The 18,434-nt window shown below is 72.3% G+C and carries 16 protein-coding genes and 1 tRNA gene; 9 read left to right on the top strand and 8 right to left on the bottom strand.

Annotation, left to right across the window (positions count from 1 at the left end; genetic code table 11):
- The first annotated feature begins 18 nt into the window (after nt 1-18).
- Complete coding sequence (locus GVV76_RS00480) at nt 19-867, top strand: MetQ/NlpA family ABC transporter substrate-binding protein (protein ID WP_159624647.1); 849 nt, start codon at nt 19-21, stop codon at nt 865-867.
- A 247-nt stretch (nt 868-1,114) separates the two neighbouring features.
- Here the strand turns inward: GVV76_RS00480 and upp are convergent, their stop codons facing one another.
- Nucleotides 1,115-1,753 carry a uracil phosphoribosyltransferase gene (gene upp, locus GVV76_RS00475; RefSeq protein WP_159522444.1) on the bottom strand — a complete coding sequence of 213 codons (639 nt, stop codon included), beginning with the start codon at nt 1,751-1,753 and terminating at the stop codon, nt 1,115-1,117.
- A 52-nt stretch (nt 1,754-1,805) separates the two neighbouring features.
- Complete coding sequence (gene betT / locus GVV76_RS00470) at nt 1,806-3,980, bottom strand: choline BCCT transporter BetT (RefSeq protein ID WP_159624129.1); 2,175 nt, start codon at nt 3,978-3,980, stop codon at nt 1,806-1,808.
- A gap of 309 nt (nt 3,981-4,289) precedes the next feature.
- On the opposite strand from betT, the gene GVV76_RS00465 reads away from it, so the two are divergent.
- The 3 genes from GVV76_RS00465 to GVV76_RS00455 all read left to right on the top strand — a co-directional run bounded on the left by GVV76_RS00465 (nt 4,290) and on the right by GVV76_RS00455 (nt 5,695).
- Nucleotides 4,290-4,721, top strand: a complete 432-nt coding sequence (locus GVV76_RS00465; RefSeq protein ID WP_159624645.1) for a nucleoside deaminase — start codon at nt 4,290-4,292, stop codon at nt 4,719-4,721.
- A gap of 138 nt (nt 4,722-4,859) precedes the next feature.
- Nucleotides 4,860-5,444 carry a DapH/DapD/GlmU-related protein gene (locus GVV76_RS10640; protein WP_159624127.1) on the top strand — a complete coding sequence of 195 codons (585 nt, stop codon included), beginning with the start codon at nt 4,860-4,862 and terminating at the stop codon, nt 5,442-5,444.
- Nucleotides 5,445-5,606: 162 nt separating this feature from the next.
- Nucleotides 5,607-5,695 (top strand) — tRNA-Ser (locus tag GVV76_RS00455).
- A 97-nt stretch (nt 5,696-5,792) separates the two neighbouring features.
- On the opposite strand, the gene GVV76_RS00450 is transcribed toward GVV76_RS00455, so the two are convergent.
- Entirely contained in the window at nt 5,793-6,734 is a 942-nt protein-coding gene (locus tag GVV76_RS00450; protein WP_159624125.1) for a fructosamine kinase family protein, read from the bottom strand.
- A 151-nt stretch (nt 6,735-6,885) separates the two neighbouring features.
- Nucleotides 6,886-9,933, bottom strand: coding sequence for an ATP-dependent RNA helicase (locus GVV76_RS00445; RefSeq protein WP_159624123.1), 3,048 nt, complete (start codon nt 9,931-9,933; stop codon nt 6,886-6,888).
- A gap of 151 nt (nt 9,934-10,084) precedes the next feature.
- On the opposite strand from GVV76_RS00445, the gene GVV76_RS00440 reads away from it, so the two are divergent.
- Nucleotides 10,085-10,273, top strand: coding sequence for a helix-turn-helix transcriptional regulator (locus GVV76_RS00440; RefSeq protein WP_159522453.1), 189 nt, complete (start codon nt 10,085-10,087; stop codon nt 10,271-10,273).
- A 135-nt stretch (nt 10,274-10,408) separates the two neighbouring features.
- Nucleotides 10,409-11,260, top strand: coding sequence for a purine-nucleoside phosphorylase (locus tag GVV76_RS00435; RefSeq protein WP_159624121.1), 852 nt, complete (start codon nt 10,409-10,411; stop codon nt 11,258-11,260).
- A gap of 44 nt (nt 11,261-11,304) precedes the next feature.
- Here the strand turns inward: GVV76_RS00435 and GVV76_RS00430 are convergent, their stop codons facing one another.
- Both GVV76_RS00430 and GVV76_RS00425 read right to left on the bottom strand, forming a co-directional pair.
- Entirely contained in the window at nt 11,305-12,039 is a 735-nt protein-coding gene (locus GVV76_RS00430; RefSeq protein ID WP_159624119.1) for a glutamine amidotransferase-related protein, read from the bottom strand.
- 105 nt (nt 12,040-12,144) lie between these two features.
- Nucleotides 12,145-12,456 (bottom strand): DUF4190 domain-containing protein, encoded by a 312-nt coding sequence (locus tag GVV76_RS00425; RefSeq protein ID WP_159624117.1) that lies wholly within the window; start codon nt 12,454-12,456, stop codon nt 12,145-12,147.
- Between the two features lie 264 nt (nt 12,457-12,720).
- Between GVV76_RS00425 and GVV76_RS00420 the strand changes: the two genes are divergently transcribed.
- Nucleotides 12,721-14,121: a uracil-xanthine permease family protein gene (locus GVV76_RS00420; protein WP_159522461.1), complete on the top strand. Its 1,401-nt coding sequence runs from the start codon at nt 12,721-12,723 to the stop codon at nt 14,119-14,121.
- 126 nt (nt 14,122-14,247) lie between these two features.
- On the opposite strand, the gene GVV76_RS00415 is transcribed toward GVV76_RS00420, so the two are convergent.
- Together GVV76_RS00415 and GVV76_RS00410 are read right to left on the bottom strand one after the other, a co-directional pair.
- Complete coding sequence (locus tag GVV76_RS00415; protein WP_159624115.1) at nt 14,248-14,868, bottom strand: LytR C-terminal domain-containing protein; 621 nt, start codon at nt 14,866-14,868, stop codon at nt 14,248-14,250.
- A gap of 87 nt (nt 14,869-14,955) precedes the next feature.
- Nucleotides 14,956-15,291, bottom strand: a complete 336-nt coding sequence (locus GVV76_RS00410; RefSeq protein WP_159522465.1) for a type II toxin-antitoxin system VapB family antitoxin — start codon at nt 15,289-15,291, stop codon at nt 14,956-14,958.
- 523 nt (nt 15,292-15,814) lie between these two features.
- Between GVV76_RS00410 and dnaK the strand changes: the two genes are divergently transcribed.
- Nucleotides 15,815-17,689 (top strand): molecular chaperone DnaK, encoded by a 1,875-nt coding sequence (dnaK, locus tag GVV76_RS00405; protein ID WP_159624113.1) that lies wholly within the window; start codon nt 15,815-15,817, stop codon nt 17,687-17,689.
- Nucleotides 17,686-18,342 (top strand): nucleotide exchange factor GrpE, encoded by a 657-nt coding sequence (locus GVV76_RS00400; protein ID WP_159624111.1) that lies wholly within the window; start codon nt 17,686-17,688, stop codon nt 18,340-18,342. Before dnaK ends, GVV76_RS00400 begins: the two co-directional genes overlap by 4 nt.
- Nucleotides 18,343-18,434: the final 92 nt, after the last annotated feature.

The following is an 18,434-nucleotide window of genomic DNA, read 5'->3' as shown; positions in this document are numbered from 1 at the left end:
AACCCCATGACCACGCTTCTGCCCTCCGCGATATCCCGGCGCGCCTTCGCCACCGGCGCCCTGGCCACCGCCGTCGCCGCCACCCTGGCCGCCTGCGGCTCCGACTCCGACGGCCAGCCCAAGGGCATCAAGAAGGACGGCGACACCGTCGTCATCTCCATCGGGGCCACCCCCCAGCCCCACGTCACGATGCTCACCCACATCAAGGACAACCTCCTGTCCGGCACCGGCATCAAGCTGGACATCAAGGAGATCAACGACTACACGACGCCGAACATCAGCCTCAAGGACGGCTCCATTGCCGCCAACTTCTTCCAGACGCCCAACTACCTCAAGCAGCAGATCGAGGAGCACGGCTACGACTTCGTGGCCATCGCGGACGTCCACGTGGAGCCCATGGGCATCTACTCCAAGAAGGCCACCACGCTGGAGGAGATCCCCGATGGCGGGCAGATCGTCCTCAACAACGACCCGGCCAACACCGCCCGCGGGCTGAAGTTGCTCGAGGCCGCGAAGCTCATCACCCTCGACCCCGCCGCTGCGCTGCCCACGGACTCCGACGTGACCAGCAACCCGCATAACTTCACGTTCACGACGGTCGACGGCGCCCAGGTGGCCAACACGATGCAGGACGCCGCCGCCGTGGTCCTCAATGGGAACTACGCCCTCGACGCCGGGCTCAAGCCCGCCGTCGACGCCCTGAGGCTCGAGTCCGTCGAGGCCGCCCCGGCGAACCAGCTCGTGGTGCGCTCGGAGGACAAGGACAACGAGTCCCTCAAGAAGCTCGCCGAGATCATGAACTCCGCGGACTTCAAGTCCTACATCGAGAGCACCTGGGCTGACGGCTCCGTCCTCCCGGCCTTCTGATCGCCTTCCCAGGTCCTCGGCCTCACCGGGCCGTGAATGCCTGGCTCTGGCCCTATTGACTGGTCCGGCCGTGCGAGAGCGCGGTCGGACCAGTCGGTTCGCCGCGGAGGCGGCGGGGGCTTTCTGACCGCGGAGCCGCCGGGCCGTGGGGCCGTGGGGCCGTGCTGATCGGCGGGGCGCCGTGCGCCGGCGCTGGCCATCACCGCTTCGACGAGCCCCGCCTCGCAGCGCGACTCCCCGTGGCGCCTCAGTCGACGATGCCGTAGAGGCGGTCCCCGGCGTCACCCAGGCCCGGCACGATGTAGCCCAGCTCGTTGAGGTGGTCGTCCACCGCGGCCGTCACGACCGTGACGTTCGCGCGGTCCCCGATGGCCTCCTCCAGGTAGGTCAGGCCCTCCGGCGCCGCCAGCAGGCACAGGGCCGTCACATCCCGCGCGCCCCGGTCCAGCAGGTAGTTCGTGGCGTCCGTGAGCGTGTGGCCGGTGGCGAGCATCGGGTCGACGATGAAGCACTGGCGCCCCGAGAGGTCATCAGGCAGGCGGTTGGCGTAGGTGTCCACCTCCAGGGTCCGCTCATCGCGCTTCATCCCGAGGAACCCCACTTCGGCCGTGGGCAGGAGGCGTGTCATGCCCTCCAGCATTCCCAGGCCCGCCCGAAGGATCGGCACGACGATCGGCCGCGGCGCCGCGATCCGATGGCACTGCGCTACCGCCACCGGGGTGGCGATCTCCACCGGTTCGGTGCGCACATGGCGCGTCGCCTCATAGGCCAGCAGGGTGACGAGCTCGTCCACGAGTTGGCGGAACACCGCCGAGTTCGTCGTCCGGTCCCGCAGGACCGCCAGCTTGTGATCGATGAGGGGGTGGTCGACGTCGATGAGATGCATGGGATCAGCCTACGGCGCTCGGGGCGCCGGCGTGGGCGCGCCGGGCCACGGTTCAGGCGTTGCCCAGATAGTCCAGCCAGCTCTCGTAGTGGTCCAGCACGTCGTGGGCCACCTGGTCCGCGGTCCAATCCATGACGTCGTAGCCCTGGCCACCGCCGCGCGGGCGCACCTCCAGGCGCACCGTGAGGTCGTCCGCCTCATGGACGACGACGCCGAAGGCCGCCACCGGGGCCTGCACCATCCGCACCACGTAGCGGAAGGAGTCGAGCCCGCTGGAGCGCTCGACCGTGGGTGCCACCGCTCCGCCCTCCGCCGCGCCCTCGGCCGTCGGGGCCACGGCCAGCTCGGCGGCATTCTCGCCGTCGCCGGCCTCGGGGCCGACTGTGACCAGGAGGGTGGCGCGGCCCAGGAAGTTGCGCTCGTCGTCGGGGTCCTGCGCCTCCGGTCCCTCCACGTACACCTCGGCCCCCAGCTCCTCTTTGCGCAGCTCAGCGGCCACCGCCTCCAGAGCCGGCACGATCCTGGTGTCCAGGGCGCGCTGGGCCTGGGCGGGGGAGACCGACTCGAAGGTGTGCGACAGCCGATCCCGCCACGAGACGCGCTTGAGGCCCGCGGCCGTGCCCGTCAGGCCCAGCGCCCGGTTCCGGAAGACGTGCGAGCGGGCGTCGTGGTGGCTCGCCTCCGTGCGCAGTGCCTTCCACAGCCCGTACATGATCAGCAGCAGGACGGCGCTGAAGGGCAGCGCCATCACGATGGTCGCCTGCTGGAGGATCGGGATGCCGCCCGCCAGCAGCATGGCGATCGTCAGCACGCCCACGAGTATCGCCCAGAAGATCCGCAGCCACGGCTGGGCATCGCCCTCATCCCCGGTGCGCGTGCGCGTGGACAGGTTCGCCATCACCAGGGCGCCCGAGTCCGCCGAGGTCACGTAGAACAGGATCCCGATGAACAGCGAGAGCGCCACCAAGGCGGGGCCCCCTGGAAGGGACTTGAGCAGCGCGTAGAAGCCCTGTTCCGGGGTGGAGGCCGTCAGTTCGGCGAAAACCCGGTCCCCGCCCCTGACGATGGACAGGGCGTGATTGCCGAAGATCGACACCCACATGATGACGTAGGTCAGCGGCAGGGCCAGCGAGCCGAGCACGAACTGGCGGATCGTGCGGCCGCGGGAGATGCGCGCCAGGAACATCCCCACGAAGGCCGCCCACGTGATCCACCACGCCCAGAAGAACAGCGTCCAGCCGTTGAGCCACTGGGTCGGGCGGTTCCAGGCGTAGGTCTCCAGGGTCAGGCCCGGGAACGAGGTGATGTAGTCGCCGATCGAGCCCACCAGCGCGTCGAGCAGGAACGCCGTGTCCCCCGTGACGAGCACCCACAGCGCCAGGGCGATCGCTAGCAGAACGTTGACGCTCGATAGCATGCGCACTCCGCGGTCCACCCCCGAGACCGCCGATGCCGTCGCCATGAGGACTGACAGCGCCACGAGCCCGATCTGGGCCGCTGTGCCCTGCGGGATGCCGAACAGGATCGTCAGCGCGACATTCAACTGGACGATCCCCACGCCGAGGGAGGCCGCGATCCCGATCGCGCCGCCGATGAGCGCGGCCGCGTCCATGACGTCGCCGAGGATCCCATCCGTGCGGTGGCCCAGGATCGGGCGCAGCGTGGAGCGAACCGCCAGCGGCTGGCGGCGCCGGTAGGCGAAGTAGGCCAGTGCCATCCCCACCAGGGAGTACAGTCCCCAGCCCGATACCCCGTAGTGGAGGAGGGTCAGGACGATAGCGTTGCGGGCGGCCTCCTCGGTCTGGGGAGCCCCCGCGGGCGGTGAGAGGTACTGGGAGACGGGCTCGGCGACGGCGAAGAACATGATCCCCGTGCCCACGCCCGCCGCGAAGAGCATCGCCGCCCAGGAGAACGTTGAGAACTCTGGGGTGGAGTTGGAGGGCCCCAGCCGCGTGGTGCCGTAGCGCGACAGCGCCAGGACGACGACGAACACGAGGACCGCCGTCATCTCCAGGATGTAGAACGAGCCGAACCAGCGTGACGCCCAGGCGACGGCGGTTCCGAAGATGCCCTGGATGGTGCGCGGGACGAGGATCGCCGCGAGGGCGAGGGCGCCGATGACGCCGCCGGAGACCGCGAACACAGTGGTGTTGAGGCGCTTGTCGGTGGCCGGCTCGGGCTCGCGGGCCTGGGAGCCGCGAGCGTCATCCTCTGCCTGAGTGCTCACCCGTAGTCTCCTTCCACCTGGCCCAAGGGCCGGGGTGCTCGCTGAATGTTCACCCCCTTGAGGCTGGGAGGTTCCTGGGAATGATAGATCGGAACGATGGTGATCCGAAGTGGCGGTGATGGGGGCGCGGGCGGCGGGGGACCGCGGCGGCGCGGGCGCTCGCGGCGGCGATCTCGCGCCGGCGGGTCCGGCGGCGTGTGGGACGCTTGGGGCGTGACCGATCGATCCTCGCCCGCGCCCCGCGCCCTCGCGGGGGCCGCTTCGGGCGACCGGCGCCCCGCGCTCCTGGAGGAGCGCTATGGCGCCGCGATGGACCGCGCGCTGGCCCTGGCGGAATGGGCGGCGCGGGCCGGGGAGGTGCCCGTGGGCGCCGTCGTCCTGGATGCCGGCGGCGAGGTCCTCGCTGAGGCGGCCAACGCCCGTCAGGCCGAGTGCGACCCGACCGCCCACGCCGAGATGCGGGCTCTGAGGGCCGCCGGGAGGGCTCTGGGCGATTCCCACCTGGACGGCTGCTCGCTGGTGGTGACCTTGGAGCCCTGCACCATGTGCGCCGGTGCGATCCAGTTGGCGAGGCTCGCCCGCGTGGTGCTGGCCGCCTGGGAGCCGCGCACCGGGGCTTGCGGCTCGATCCGCGATGTGCTGCGCGATCCCCGGGCGAACCACCGGGTGGAGGTCGTCGCCGGGCTGCGCGCCGAGGCCTCCGCGGCTCTCCTCCGGGACTTCTTCGCCCCCCGCCGCTGATCCTCCCCGCCCCCTCGTCGAGACCGGTCGAAAACAGCATCGAAACCGGGCGGTTCTCCACAGGCGGGCGTGTAGCATCAGCGTGCGCGCCCCGGTGGAGAACAGCGGGGCGGTTGTTCGGCGGCTAAGGAGAGCGCGATGAGCGAGGAGATGACCCTCCAGGCCTTCCTGGACCACGTCAACGCCGGCAGGCCCGTGCGCCCTGGCACTCCCGAGGGCTCCTTCCAGGGTGCCTTCGCCGTCGAGACGCAGCGCCTCACGGCCGAGCTCAACTCCGCCTTCCACGATCCCGACGGGATCCGCGATCTGCTGTCCCGGATCGCCCACCGCCCGGTGCCCGAAACACTGCGCCTCTTCCCGCCCTTCACCACTGACTTCGGCGTCAACACCCACTTCGGCGACGACGTGTTCATCAACTCCGGGTGCCGCTTCCAGGATCAGGGCGGCATTTGGATCGGCGATCGCTGCTTCATCGGGCACGACGTCGTCATGGCGACCCTCGATCACGGCCTCGCCGTCGCCGACCGCGCCACCACCTACCCCGCCCCCATCCGGCTCGGAGACGATGTCTGGGTCGGGGCCAAGGCCGTCATCACCAAGGGCGTGACCGTGGGAGACGGGGCGGTCATCGCCGCGGGTGCCGTCGTCACGCGGGATGTGCCCGCGGGCGTCGTCGTCGGTGGTGTCCCCGCCGTGGTGCTGCGCGAGATCCCGGCCTCCTGAGGCCGCCCGCCGCCTACCGAGACCGGTCGAAAATAGGGGCGAGACCGGTCCGCGGACCGGTCTCGGTCATGATTTCGACCGGTCTCGGCGAGGGGGGTGAGGGAGGTCGCAGGGGCGGCCGATTGGGCTGAACGCTCACGGGCGTGTACCCTCGACGCCTGAGGTAGCGTGTCCGAGCGGCCGAAGGTGCAGATCTCGAAAGTCTGTGTGGTTCATAGCCACCCTGGGTTCGAATCCCAGCGCTACCGCCAGTGAGTGAGGGCCCCGATCCGCGTGATCGGGGCCCTCACTCGTGGCTCGTCGGCATCGCGGGCCCGGCCGACAGGCGTGAAGGGCAGCGCCAGCGGCTCACACGTACTGGCGCGCCTGGTTGACCGCCTCCATCCCGTAGCCGCCGCCGAAGAGGAACACGTGGATCATGAGCATGTGCAGGCGGTGCAGTCCCACCCGCTCGCGCCACCCGTCGGCCAGCGGTGAGACCTCGTTGTAGGCCCCGATGATCCGCGTGAGATGCGACTGCCCGAACATCCCCAGCGCTGCCAGATCCGTCTCTGCGTGCGCGCCCTGCGCCATCGGGTCGATGAGGACGCCGACGTCGCCCGGCAGGCCTCCGCCCGAACCCGAGCCCACTGCTGCCGCCCGCGCCGCGGCCCCGGTCAGCCGCGGCCCGCCTCCCGCGCCCGGCGGCGCCCAGTCGGCCTCCCCGACCGGCACCCACAGCACGTTGCCGCACCACAGGTCCCCATGCGTGCGGGACACCGCGCGCGCCCGCCCCCGCGCCGCCGCCCCCGCCTCGACGAGCGCCGGCTGCGGGGAGTCGAAGACGCCGTCGGCCAGCCGCGCACAGACCCTCTCCAGCACCCGCGCGCCCTTGTCGCTCAGGGCCCCTGAGTCCCGGCAGTCGGCGATGTAGGCGCCAATGCGGTCCTCGGCGTAGAAGGCTCCCCACGGTCGGCTCATGACCGCTGGATCACAGGAATCATGGGGGTGCACTCGGATGCGCGAGCGCCCCATCTGGCCGACGCCGTCCCATCCCGGGGGAGATGCCCCGAAGAACGGGGCGCCCGCCGCGTGGGTGACCGCCAAGGCGCGGCCGAAGGCCTCCGCGGCCTCGGTCGTGGTGCCCCCGTGGCTGAGCCGCGGCTCCTCGATCCACCCCTCGCCCTGCGTCACCGGGACGACGTGCGCGCCGCCGTCGGGCATCGCCTCGGCGAGCCATTTCAGGCCCTGCGCCTCCACCGCCGTGGAGACCGGCCCCTCATCAACCTTGCGGAACACGCTCGCGCTCATGGGACCAGCCTGGCACGCTCGGGCACCGACGCGCAGCACGCCGGGGTGAGGCGGGCACTCCCCGCGTCCCGCCGCCCGCTCCCCGCGTCCCGCTGCCGCGCCCCTCGGGCCGCAGGGCGCGGCGGAGCCGCCAGCGGGGGTGCGCCGTTCCTCAGACCCGGGGGCGGCGCCGCCCCGTCCCTCGTGTCGCCGGGGCGGACCATGGGTCCTCCGGCCAGGCGTGCTTCGGGTAGCGCCCGCGCAGTTCGGCGCGCACCTGCGGATACCCCTGGGCCCAGAAGGAGGCGAGGTCGTCCGTCACCGCGACGGTCCTGCGCGCCGGGGAGAGCAGGTGGATGAGCACCGGGACCCGACCGCCCGCCACGAGCGGCGTGCTCGCCCAGCCGAAGCACTCCTGGACCCGCACCGCCAGCACTGGGCGGGGCAGTGGCTCGCCGTCGTCGCCCGTGTAGGACAGGCGGACGCGCGAGCCGGACGGCACCTCCAAGCGCTCCGGGGCGAGCTCATCGAGACGCGCCGCCTCAGGCCACGGAAGGAGCGCCCGCAGCGCGGCCAGTGTGTCCAGCCTCCCCAGGTCGAAGCGCCTGCCGCCCGCCATGAGCGCCTGGACGGCCGGCCCCAGCCACATCTCGGCAGCGCCCACCAGCGATTCGTCGTCCATAGCCGGCCAGGGCTCACCGATCTCGGCGCGCAGCAGCGCCAGGCGGCCGCGCAGCTCGCGCGCCTCCTCGCCCCAGGGCAGGATCCCCAGTCCCTCCCCTCGTACCGCCTGGACGACGGCGCTCGCGGCCTCGCCCGGGCTCGGCGGCGGACCGGGAGTGGCTGCCAGGACGATCGTGCCGAGGCGGCGGGCGCGCTCGGTGCGCAGGCGGCCCTCGGCCCACACGGTCCGGGCCTCCTCGCTGAGCCGATCCGCGGCGACGGCGAGGGCTACCTCCTCGTCAAGAGGGGCCGCCGCGCGGATGAGGGCATCGCCGCGGCCCGGGGAGCGGTCGACATCGGCCACCGCCAGCCAGGGCGAGGAGGCGAGCGGGGAGTCCGCCGGCAGGCGCAGGCCCGTGCCGCCCACGCTCGCGTAGGCGACCTCCGCCCGCGCCCGCCCGGGGGCGGGGCCGTCGGGACGCGAGGAGCCACCGGGTGCGGCCCGACCGCCCGTGCCCGCTCGGCCCGCTGAGCCCACCGAGTCGCGGCGGCGCGCGATCCACTCGGGGTGGGCCAGCGCCGCTACCAGCGCCACCGATTCCTCGGCGCCACCCAGCCCGCCCAGCCTGGCCAGGCCGGCCAACCCGCCCAGCCCGCCCAGGCCGCCCAGCCCGCCCAGCCCGCCCAGAACCTGGGCGCCGTCGGTCCCCGGAGCGCTCAGGGCCCTGAGGGGGGCCGGGGCGCGCAGCGCCTCCTGGGCGCCCGCCGCCGCGCCCGAGCCCCTCGTGACCCCCGCATCGGCGAGCGCGCCCGTGACCGATCGCTCAAGGCGCGCGGCCTCCTGGCCCCACTGCCCGGCGTCCCGCGCGCCCGTCCGGCGCTCGCGGACCGACCTCGCCAGCGCCGTCAGATCCGCCCCCGGCGCCCGCAGGTCGGAGGTGAGGAGCGCCGCGGCGCGAGCGGCTGGCCGCGCCCCGATCATGCCCGCCGCCACGAGAAGAGCCCGAGCTTCCCGCACCGGCGCCGGGATCGCCGCGACAGCCCGGCCCAGCGGGGTGATCGCGCCCGGAGCCCGGCCCCCGTCGGCGCCACTGCGGTCACCTCCCGCGCCGCCGCCCCACCCGGCGGGCTCAAGCAGCCCGAGTGAGACCAGCGCCTCCTCGGCGGCCCGCATCGCCGCCTCCGGCGGTGGATCAATCCAGGCCGGCGAGTGCAGTCCCACCCCGCCGGGGGCGCCCCAGGCCGCCAGTTCCAGGGCGAGCCTGGTGAGGTCGGCGGACAGGATCTCCGGGGTGGGGGAGGCCGCCGCGCGCGCCCAGTCCGACGCCGTGCAGCACCGGTAGACCGCGCCCGGCCCCTCGCGGCCGGCGCGGCCCGCCCGCTGAGCCCCCGCTGACCGCGACTCGCCCACCGTGGCCAGCCAACTCATCGAGCGGGCGACGTCGAGCCGCGGTTCGCGCGCGAGTGTCGAGTCGACGACGATCCGCACCCCCGGCACGGTCAGCGAGGATTCGGCGACATTCGTTGACACGATCACCCGGCGCCGCCCCGGCGGGCCGGGCGCCAGCGCCGCGTCCTGCGCCGCCGCGGGAAGCCGCCCGTGCAGCGGCAGCGCATCCGCTCCTCCCACGCTGGCCCCGGCCGCCGGCAGGCTCTGGCGCAAGCGGCTCACGACGTCGTCGACCTCTCGCGCGCCGGGGAGGAAGACGAGCGCATCGCCGTCGTGCTCCGTCAGCGCCCGCGCCGTGGTGGCGGCGACATGCGCGAGGAAGTCCCTCGGCACCCCGCGCGGGCCCAGCCGCGCCGTGGTCGTCGGCGGGGGCGCCCAGTGCTCGGCGATGGGGTGGGGCGCGCCGGGCACGTCGAGCAGCGGGGCGAGCGCTCCGGCCGCCCCCGCTCCGCCGCCGGTCCCGCCGCTCGCGCCCCCAGTCGCCCCACCGAGCAGCTCGCGCAGACGACCCGCGTCCAGGGTCGCCGACATTGCGATGAGAGTGAGGTCCTCACGAAGCCCCGCGCGCGTGTCGAGCAGCAGCGCGAGGAGGAGATCGGCATCGAGAGCCCGCTCATGGACCTCGTCGAGGATGATGGCGCCCACGCCCGGCAGGTCCGGCTCGGCCTGGAGGCGGCGCAGGAGGAGGCCCGCCGTGACGACCTCGATGCGGGTGCCCGGCCCGGCGCGGCGCTCGCCGCGCACCGCGTAGCCGACGGTTCCCCCGGGCTCCTCGCCCAGCAGGCCGGCCAGGCGCCGCGCGGCGGCCCTGGCGGCCACGCGGCGCGGCTGGGTGACGACGACGCGTCCGACGGCCGCGGCCTCCCCGTTCTCCCCGGCCTCGGAGAGCGCCCGCGCCACGAGCGGTGGCACGAGCGTGGTCTTGCCCGTTCCGGGAGGGGCTGTGACGACGACGGCCGGCGCCCCGCCGTCGGGAGCGGGGCGGGCCAGCATGGAGCTCAGCCGCGACAACCCGGCGACGACGGGGAGGGCGGGTGGTGAGGCCAGGAGCGCCTCCAGGGCGGCCTGCCCGGGAGCGCCCGGACTCGTGCGGTCGGCCGGTGTCATGGGGGCATTGTCCCCCCAGGGCTCCCCGCGGGTCTGGCTGCCTCGCGCCGACCCGCGCGCTTGACGCCGCGCCGCCCAGCACGGACACTAAACATGTCAAGGAAGCCTGACATCATTCGACTTCGAGGAGCGCTGCGGGAGTGGTGGCCGGATGAACAACGACGTCCGCGAGTTGCGGGAGGCCAAGGGCCTGACCCAGGCGCAGCTGGGCCAAGCCCTCGGTGTGTCCCGCCAATCGGTCAACTCGATCGAGAAGGGGAAATACGATCCCTCCCTGCCGCTGGCCATCGCCATCGCCCGCTACTTCGGGCTGGCTGTTGAGGACATCTTCCATGCCTGACCCCGCCCGCGGGCGCCGCCGGCTTTGAACGGTGGCCCGCCCGGCGGTGCGGCAGCGATGGGCCTCATAGGGCCCTGACAGCATCAACGGGTAGGCTGCCCCCGGAGCACTCGGAGACAACTGGAGGGAGACCCCGTGGCAACGTCCCCCGCCGCCGGAACATGGGATGAGGACCCCGCGGGCGCCTCCATCGTTCTCGCCACGGGCCGCGCCCGCCACGACCTGCTCGTCATCGCCGAGCCCGCGCTCCTGACCGACCTCGACGACGCCTGGGGGCGCCCGACCTCCCGCGTCCGCCTCTCCTTCCTCCCCGGTGTGTCCGCGCCCGGCTCCTCGGGCCAGGAGGACTCCCTGATGTCCTACGACCGCGGGGGTCTCGGCGTGCTCGTCGCCCGCGGCCGCACCTGCTTGTTCGAGGGCCGCGCCGCCCGCCGCACCACGGCCTTCGCCCGCATCGCCGCGGGCGCCGGTGTTCGCGCCGCCCTCCTCGTGGGCCGCGCCTCCTCACTGGGATCCCCGCAACTCGGGGACCTCCTCACCATGGGCGACCACCTCAACCTCTCCGGAACCCCGCTCTTCCCCGCCACCGGCCCCGTCGAGGCCACCTGGGACGAGCCCCTCACGGGGGTCGTCGCCGGTGTCGACGGCGTCAGCGGCAGCGCCGTCGCCGCGCTCGTCCCCGGGCCGGTGCGTCCCGGCCCCGCCGAGGCCGCGGTCCTCGGGGGTCTCGGCGCCGACGTCGTCGTCATGGACACGGTCGCCGAGGCCATGGCCCTGGCGGTGCGGGGGGTCAAGGTGGCGGGCCTGCTCTACGTCGATTCGATCGCGGGTGCGCCCCCGCGCCCGGGCTCGGGCCGTCGCAGCGCCGCCCGGGCGGCGGGCCGCCGCGCCGCCGTCACCCCGCCGGTCGGGATGCCCGCGGCCCACAGGCCCGCGCCCGTCGTCATCTGCGACGTCATTGAGGCTGCCCTGGCCACTCTGGGCTGACCCGCGGGCTCAGCGGATGGGGCGGCCGTGGGCGGCCACCGCCATCAGTCCCGGGCGAAGTGCTCGAAGAAGCGGGCGATGATCCGGCCCGCCACGTGCTCCCCGCCGCGCACGACGCGCAGGAGCTCGTCGGCATGCCCGGGATGCCCGTAGCCGGCGTCGCTGTAGACGCTCATGCGCTGGGCGAAGCGGTCGGCGTCGAGCTCGGGATTGAACTGGGTGCCGTAGACCGAGGAGCCCACCCGGAGCATCTGCACGGGGCAGTCGGGGGAGGAGGCGAGCAGCGTGGCGCGCTCGGGCACGCCCACGGCGCCCTCATGGTGGCCCACGAGCACGGTGAAGGAGGGCGGCATGCCTTCCAGGAGCGGGTCGTGGCGCCCCTCCTCGGTGACGAACACCTCCGCTGCGCCCAGGGGCTCACCGAACTCGGCCGACGTGGTCGTGCCCAGGTAGGAGGCCAGCACCTCCAGGCCGAAACCGGTGGCCAGGACGGGGACCCCCTTGGCCAGGGCGACAGCGAGCAACTCGCTGACCTGCTCCTCGATGTGCAACTGGGAGCGGGTCTTGGAGGCCTCGGGGGTCGAGACGTTGTAGGGGCTTCCGCCGATGACGACGCCGGAGATGTCCTCGGCGTTGAAGGAGCCGAGGAAGTCGACCTCCTCGAGGAGCACATGGGTCAGGTCCGCGCGGTCGATCCGGCCCAGGGACAGGAAGGACTCGTACTCGTCCTCGGCAGCGCTGATCTCGGGACGCGTCGACACCATGATGAAGGGCTTCATGCGGCCCACCCTAGGGCAGGCCTCGCTACGGGCAGATGTCATGGCCGCGACCCGAACGGGCCGGCGCGAGCCCGGCGCTCCGGGCCCCGCCCGCGCCGCCTCCAGTCATCCCCTGACCGCTATGAGGCCCACGAGGAACCACAGCTGCAGGGCGGACGCCGTCGCGCCCACGACGATAGCCAGGCGCGCGAGGGTCCTGCCCGTGCCGTAGGAGCGCCCTAGCCGCCGGAGCGCCCAGGCTCCGAGACCCGCGGCGACCAGCCCCAGCAGGGGGATGAAGGAGAGGATTGCGCACAGGAGCGCCGCCGTGGCGACGCCGTCGGTGCGCACCGGGGGCGCCTGGTAGCCGGGGCCGGAGAAGATCCGCGCCGGATCAAGGGACTCGGTTCCCGGGAATGGGGGGCGCGGCGGGGTCATGGCAGCATCCTCGCCCCGGCGGGCCGCCTCCCGCATCCTCTCGGCGGAGGAAGCTGCGAGCGCCGGCACGGCCCGACCGGCCGCGGCCCCATTGCGACCGATGCCACCATCGGCGGGTCCCGGCCGCGGTCAGGACCATGCCCCCGGTGCGCCTATGCTGGAGGCCTGGCAGGGTCCTGCCAGGTCCTGTCGCAAGCGAGCGCCCCCGATCCCACGGGAGGCGACGCCGCTGGCCCTTCCTCAACCCGCGACAGGAGAAGCGCAGTGCCCTCAACGCCCCCAACATCCTCATCCCCGCTCTTCCGGGGCTGGTCCCTCCACGGAGACGGACGCTCCATCACCCCCGGCGCCGTCGTCACCGCGTCGCAGCGCCTCTCATGGCCACGCACCATCGGCATCGGCATGCAGCACATCGTCGCGATGTTCGGCGCGACCTTCCTCGTGCCGCTCCTGACCGGATTCGACCCGGCGACGACACTGTTCTTCACCGGGCTGGGAACCCTGCTCTTCCTCGCCGTGACCGCCGGGCGCCTGCCCTCCTACCTGGGCTCATCCTTCGCCCTCATCGCCCCGATCGCCGCCGTCACCGGCTTCGACGCCCAGAGCGGGACTCCTCTTGACCAGGCCAAGGCCTCGCTCGCCCAGGGCGGCATCATCATGGCGGGCGCCTCCCTGATGATCATCGGCGTCATCGTCCACTTCGCGGGCGTGACCTGGATCGACCGCCTCATGCCGCCGATCGTCACCGGCGCCATCGTCTCCCTCATCGGCTTCAACCTGGCCCCCGCCGCCTGGAACAACGTCAAGACCGCCCCGGTGACCGCCGTCGTCACCATCGTGGCGATCCTGCTCATCACCGTCCTGTTCAAGGGGATCATGGGGCGGCTGGCGATCCTGCTGGGCGTGCTCGTGGGCTACGCCACCGCGATGATTCGCGGCGAGGTCGACTACTCCGCCATCGACGCCGCCGGCTGGGTGGGCGCCCCGCATTTCCGGGCGCCGACCTTCGACCTCAGCCTCATGGGACTGTTCGTCCCCGTGGTGCTCGTCCTCATCGCCGAGAACATCGGCCATGTCAAGTCCGTCTCCGCGATGACCGGGGAGAACCTGGACGACCTCACCGGCCGCGCCCTCATCTCCGACGGCCTGTCCACGATCCTGGCCGGTTCCGGCGGCGGCTCGGGAACCACCACCTACGCGGAGAACATCGGCGTCATGGCCGCCACCCGCGTCTACTCCACGGCGGCCTACGTCGTCGCCGCCATTGGCGCTCTGGGCCTGTCGATGCTGCCGAAGTTCGGCGCCCTCATCAACACGATCCCCGCGGGCGTCCTCGGCGGCGCGGCCACGATCCTCTACGGCATGATCGGCATGCTGGGGGTGCGCATCTGGGTGCAGAACCGCGTGGACTTCTCCGACCCGGTCAACCTCAACACCGCCGCCGTCGCGATGGTCGTGGCGATCGCCGACTACACCTGGGTCATCGGCGACATGACCTTCTCCGGGATCGCGCTGGGCTCCGGCGCGGCGATCATCGTCTACCACTGCATGCGAGCCATCTCGAAGGCGCGGGGAACGAACCTTGAGGAGGTCTCGCCCGCCTCCGCGCCCGCGGGCACCGAACTGGAGGGCCCCGCCTACTCCCGGCGCAGCGTCAAGAAGTAGGGGCGGCCCGCGCCGCCGGTCCGGGCCTCGATGAGGGCGCCCCGGGCCCGTGGCATCGCCGACCTCGCGCCGTCGCCCCGCAGCAGTCCTGCGGGGCGACGGCGCGAGGTCGTTGGGCGGAGCGGCTCAGCGGGCGGTGGCCAAGGGCCTGTCGGGGACGGTTGACGCGCACGCGGACGGCGCCTGGATCTTCTCCCCGGCGGTGAGCTCGCCGATGGCGTCTGGGGACATGAGGCCGGAGTTGTAGTCGGTGCCGATGATCACGGAGACCGAGGTGTCGGTGGGGTCCCGGTTGGTGTCGAGCAGGACGATGACGACGCCTTTGAAGGCGCGCGCCAGGGAGTAGGCATTGGCGAGCCCCGCCTTGGAGGCGGAGATGGCGACGTCGCCGTTGTAGTCGCCGTCGGGCCAGTCGGAGCGCTCCAGGATCGTCATGCCCGACCGCTCCAGGGAGTCGCCGACGATGCTGGCCAGCCCCGCGTTCTGGGTGCCGTTGTAGACCCTGACCTGGATGGTGGTGAGGTCCACCGTGGTCGCCCCGGCGGGCGGGCAGGGCTGGGCGACGGCGGTCGCGGCGGCCTTGGGATCGGCTGAGAAGCCCGGGTTGTAGGAGGGGAGCAGCCCCGTGTACACGCCGATGCTGGTGACCAGGACGATGGCGAGGGCGACCAGCACGCTGCCGATGACGACCTTCTGCCGGTGCTGAAGGTGCCGGCGGTACTCAGATCGGGGGTCCGAAGCGCTCATGCTCCCCAGACTAATGGACCGTTGCGAGGCACGCGGGCCGTTACCCAAGGTGGTGGGCGGTCCGCCACGGCAGCGGGCCCGAGCCGATCAGGACGGCGGGAGCGGGGCCAGGAGCGGGCGCCCCGAATCGTCAAGCTCCAGGATCCTGCCGTGGATGATGGTGCGCCCGTGGAGGGCCGCGCGCAGGGCTCGGTGCAGGCCCGTCTCCAGGTAGAGACTGCCACGCCAGGACACGATATGCGCGAACAGATCCCCGTAGAAGGTGGAGTGCTCATCGAGCAGGTCGCGTAGGTCGAGGGTGGCGCGAGTGGTGATGAGCTGGTCGAGCCGCACTTGGCGGGGAGCGATCGTCGCCCACACGCGCTGCTCCCTCGCCCCGTGATCGGGGTAGGGGGCGGACTCTCCCACGGCCTTGAAGATCACGGCCTCATGCTAACGGTTGATCCGGGGGCGCGCCCCGGCATGATAGGGGCCCGCGTCCCCGAGTGGCGATTCTCGGGGCCGCGGGCCCTTCGTTCGTGAGGCTGCTCGACTTCCCTGGTTCCCATGACAGGGGAGGAGGCAGCCTCCTTCGCCGAAACGACCCGCGCAGGCTCCCTAGGACCCTTGCCGGTCTCGATGCTCTCGGGTCATCGGGTTCCCCAACCCTCGCGTCGCGCATCGTCCGACGGTGGATTCATTGAACCTATGTCACCTGAAAGAAACCTGAAGGCGCGCTTAGGCTCGGCTAGGTCATCCGCGGCGCAACCCAGTCCCGGGTTCGCCGAGTGGTGGGCGTCACTAAGGGTCAGAGGGAATAGCTCGCAGGGTGGCAGGGTTGAGTCAGTCAGGCTCAAGGTGGCCGGTTGGGAAGTTGACAACGACTGACTCAATCACAATCCTTGAGCGCATACGACTCAACCAGGGGCTCACGGCCCGCGACCCCACGAGCATCAAGGAGCGCCACATGGCACGCGCCGTCGGAATCGACCTCGGAACCACCAACTCCGCCATCGCCGTCCTGGAGGGCGGCGAGCCCACCATCATCCCCAACGCCGAGGGCGGCCGCACCACGCCCTCCGTCGTCGCCTTCTCCAAGTCCGGCGAGGTCCTCGTCGGCGAGGTGGCCAAGCGCCAGGCGGTCACCAACGTCGACCGCACCATCTCCTCAGTCAAGCGCCACATGGGCACTGACTGGACCGTCGACATCGACGACAAGAAGTACACCGCCCAGGAGATCAGCGCCCGCATCCTGGCCAAGCTCAAGGCCGACGCCGAGGCCTACCTCGGCGAGAGCGTCACCAACGCCGTCATCACCGTCCCGGCCTACTTCAACGACGCCGAGCGCCAGGCCACCAAGGAGGCCGGCACCATCGCGGGCCTGACCGTCGACCGCATCGTCAACGAGCCCACCGCCGCGGCTCTCGCCTACGGCCTGGACAAGGGTAAGGAGGACGAGCTCATCCTCGTCTTCGACCTGGGCGGCGGCACCTTCGACGTCTCCCTGCTGGAGGTCGGCAAGGACGATGACGGCTTCTCCACCATCCAGGTGCGCGCCACCAACGGCGACAACCGCCTGGGCGGCGACGACTGGGACGCCCGCATCGTCGAGTGGCTCGTCAAGCGCGTCAAGGACTCCTCCGGCGTCGACCTGTCCAAGGACAAGATCGCCATGCAGCGCCTCAAGGACGCCGCCGAGCAGGCCAAGAAGGAGCTCTCCAGCGCGATGAGCACCAACATCAACCTGCAGTACCTGTCCATGAGCGAGGCCGGCCCGATCCACCTCGATGAGAAGCTCAGCCGTGCCCAGTTCGAGTCCATGACCGCGGACCTGCTCGAGCGCACCAAGCTGCCCTTCCACAACGTCATCAAGGACGCGGGCGTTGCCCTGTCCGAGATCGACCACGTCGTCCTCGTCGGTGGCTCCACCCGCATGCCCGCCGTCACCGACGTCGTGCGCGAGCTCACCGGCGGCAAGGAGCCCAACAAGGGCGTCAACCCGGATGAGGTCGTGGCCGTGGGCGCCTCCCTGCAGGCCGGCGTCATCCAGGGCGACCGCAAGGACGTCCTCCTCATCGACGTCACCCCGCTCAGCCTCGGCATCGAGACCAAGGGTGGCGTCATGACCAAGCTCATCGAGCGCAACACGGCCATCCCGACCAAGCGCAGCGAGGTCTTCTCCACTGCTGAGGACAACCAGCCCTCCGTGCTCATCCAGGTCTACCAGGGCGAGCGCGAGTTCGCGCGGGACAACAAGCCGCTGGGCACCTTCGAGCTCACCGGCATCGCCCCGGCCCCCCGCGGCATCCCGCAGATCGAGGTCTCGTTCGACATCGACGCCAACGGCATCGTCCACGTCTCCGCCAAGGACCGCGGCACCGGCAAGGAGCAGTCCATGACCATCTCCGGCGGCTCCGCGCTGCCCAAGGAGGACATCGACCGCATGGTCAAGGACGCCGAGGCCCACGCCGCCGAGGACAAGAAGCGCCGCGAGGAAGCCGAGACCCGCAACCTCGCCGAGCAGCAGGCCTACTCCATCGAGAAGCTCTTGAACGACAACAAGGACAAGCTGCCCGCCGAGGTCCACGACGAGGTCAAGACCGCCGTTGACGACCTCAAGAAGGCTCTGGAGGGCACTGACGCCGAGGCGATCAAGACCGCCCGGGAGAAGCTGTCCAGCGTCTCTCAGAAGATCGGCGAGGCCCTCTACGCCTCCGAGCAGGCGGCCCAGGCCGCCGGCTCCGCGGCGGGCGGGGAGTCCGCCGCCGGGGACGCCGGTGCCGCGGCCGGTGACGAGGACATCGTCGACGCCGAGATCGTCGACGACGAGGAGTCCAAGTGAGCGCCGGCCCTAGCGCTCCCCAGGGCGACGGCGCGGACCGCGAGCCCATCGACCCGAGCCTCGCCGAGGCGGTCGAGTCCGTCTTCGACGGCGTCGACCTCGACGCCGCCCCGGGCGGCGCTCCGAGCGGCGCCGCCCAGGCGGCGGGCGATGACGACCGGGCCGGGCTTCGCGAGGGGGAGGAGGAGGGCCAGCCCGATCCCCTGGCCGAGGCGCGGGCCGAGTCCGCCCGCCTGACCGACGAGCTCGCCCGCGCCCGCGCGGACCTGTACAACCTCCAGCAGGAGTACCAGGGCTTCGTGCGCCGCTCCCGCGAATCGGTGGCGGGTCATCAGGAGGCCGGCGCCGCCGGCGTCGTCGAGGCCATCATCCCGGTCCTCGACGAGGCCGAGCTCGCCCGCCAGCACGGCGACCTCACCGGTCCCTTCGAGACCACGGTCACCAAGCTCGAGACGATCCTGGCGGACAAGTTCGCCCTGGAGCGCTTCGGCGCCGCGGGAGAGGCCTTCGACCCCACCATCCACGAGGCGCTCATGGCCACCGAGTCTGACGAGGTCAGCGAGCCGACGATCGCCCTCGTCCTCCAGCCCGGCTACCGCCTCGGCGAGAGGGTCGTGCGGCCCGCCCGCGTGCAGGTGTCCAACCCGGCCTGACCCAGCGGCGCTGGTCAGGAGTGGTGGGGGGGGGGGGGGGCGGGGGGGGGCCCCGCCCCCCCGCGCGCCCCCCCCCCCCCGCGGGGCGCGGG

Source organism: Actinomyces sp. zg296, assembly GCF_009829695.1.
In the GTDB taxonomy this organism is placed as follows: Bacteria; Actinomycetota; Actinomycetes; order Actinomycetales; family Actinomycetaceae; genus Actinomyces; species Actinomyces marmotae.
This window is presented reverse-complemented; position numbering and strand designations above follow the sequence as displayed.

Excerpts from the sequence above, each read along its gene's own strand:
- GVV76_RS10640 (WP_159624127.1), top strand. The coding sequence starts at position 4,860 with ATGAGCGAGGAGATGACCCTCCAGGCCTTCCTGGACCACGTCAACGCC.
- upp (WP_159522444.1), bottom strand. The coding sequence starts at position 1,753 with ATGCATCTCATCGACGTCGACCACCCCCTCATCGATCACAAGCTGGCG.
- GVV76_RS00445 (WP_159624123.1), bottom strand. The coding sequence starts at position 9,933 with ATGACACCGGCCGACCGCACGAGTCCGGGCGCTCCCGGGCAGGCCGCC.
- GVV76_RS00450 (WP_159624125.1), bottom strand. The coding sequence starts at position 6,734 with ATGAGCGCGAGCGTGTTCCGCAAGGTTGATGAGGGGCCGGTCTCCACG.
- GVV76_RS00425 (WP_159624117.1), bottom strand. The coding sequence starts at position 12,456 with ATGACCCCGCCGCGCCCCCCATTCCCGGGAACCGAGTCCCTTGATCCG.
- GVV76_RS00440 (WP_159522453.1), top strand. The coding sequence starts at position 10,085 with ATGAACAACGACGTCCGCGAGTTGCGGGAGGCCAAGGGCCTGACCCAG.
- GVV76_RS00465 (WP_159624645.1), top strand. The coding sequence starts at position 4,290 with ATGGACCGCGCGCTGGCCCTGGCGGAATGGGCGGCGCGGGCCGGGGAG.
- dnaK (WP_159624113.1), top strand. The coding sequence starts at position 15,815 with ATGGCACGCGCCGTCGGAATCGACCTCGGAACCACCAACTCCGCCATC.
- GVV76_RS00430 (WP_159624119.1), bottom strand. The coding sequence starts at position 12,039 with ATGAAGCCCTTCATCATGGTGTCGACGCGTCCCGAGATCAGCGCTGCC.
- GVV76_RS00415 (WP_159624115.1), bottom strand. The coding sequence starts at position 14,868 with ATGAGCGCTTCGGACCCCCGATCTGAGTACCGCCGGCACCTTCAGCAC.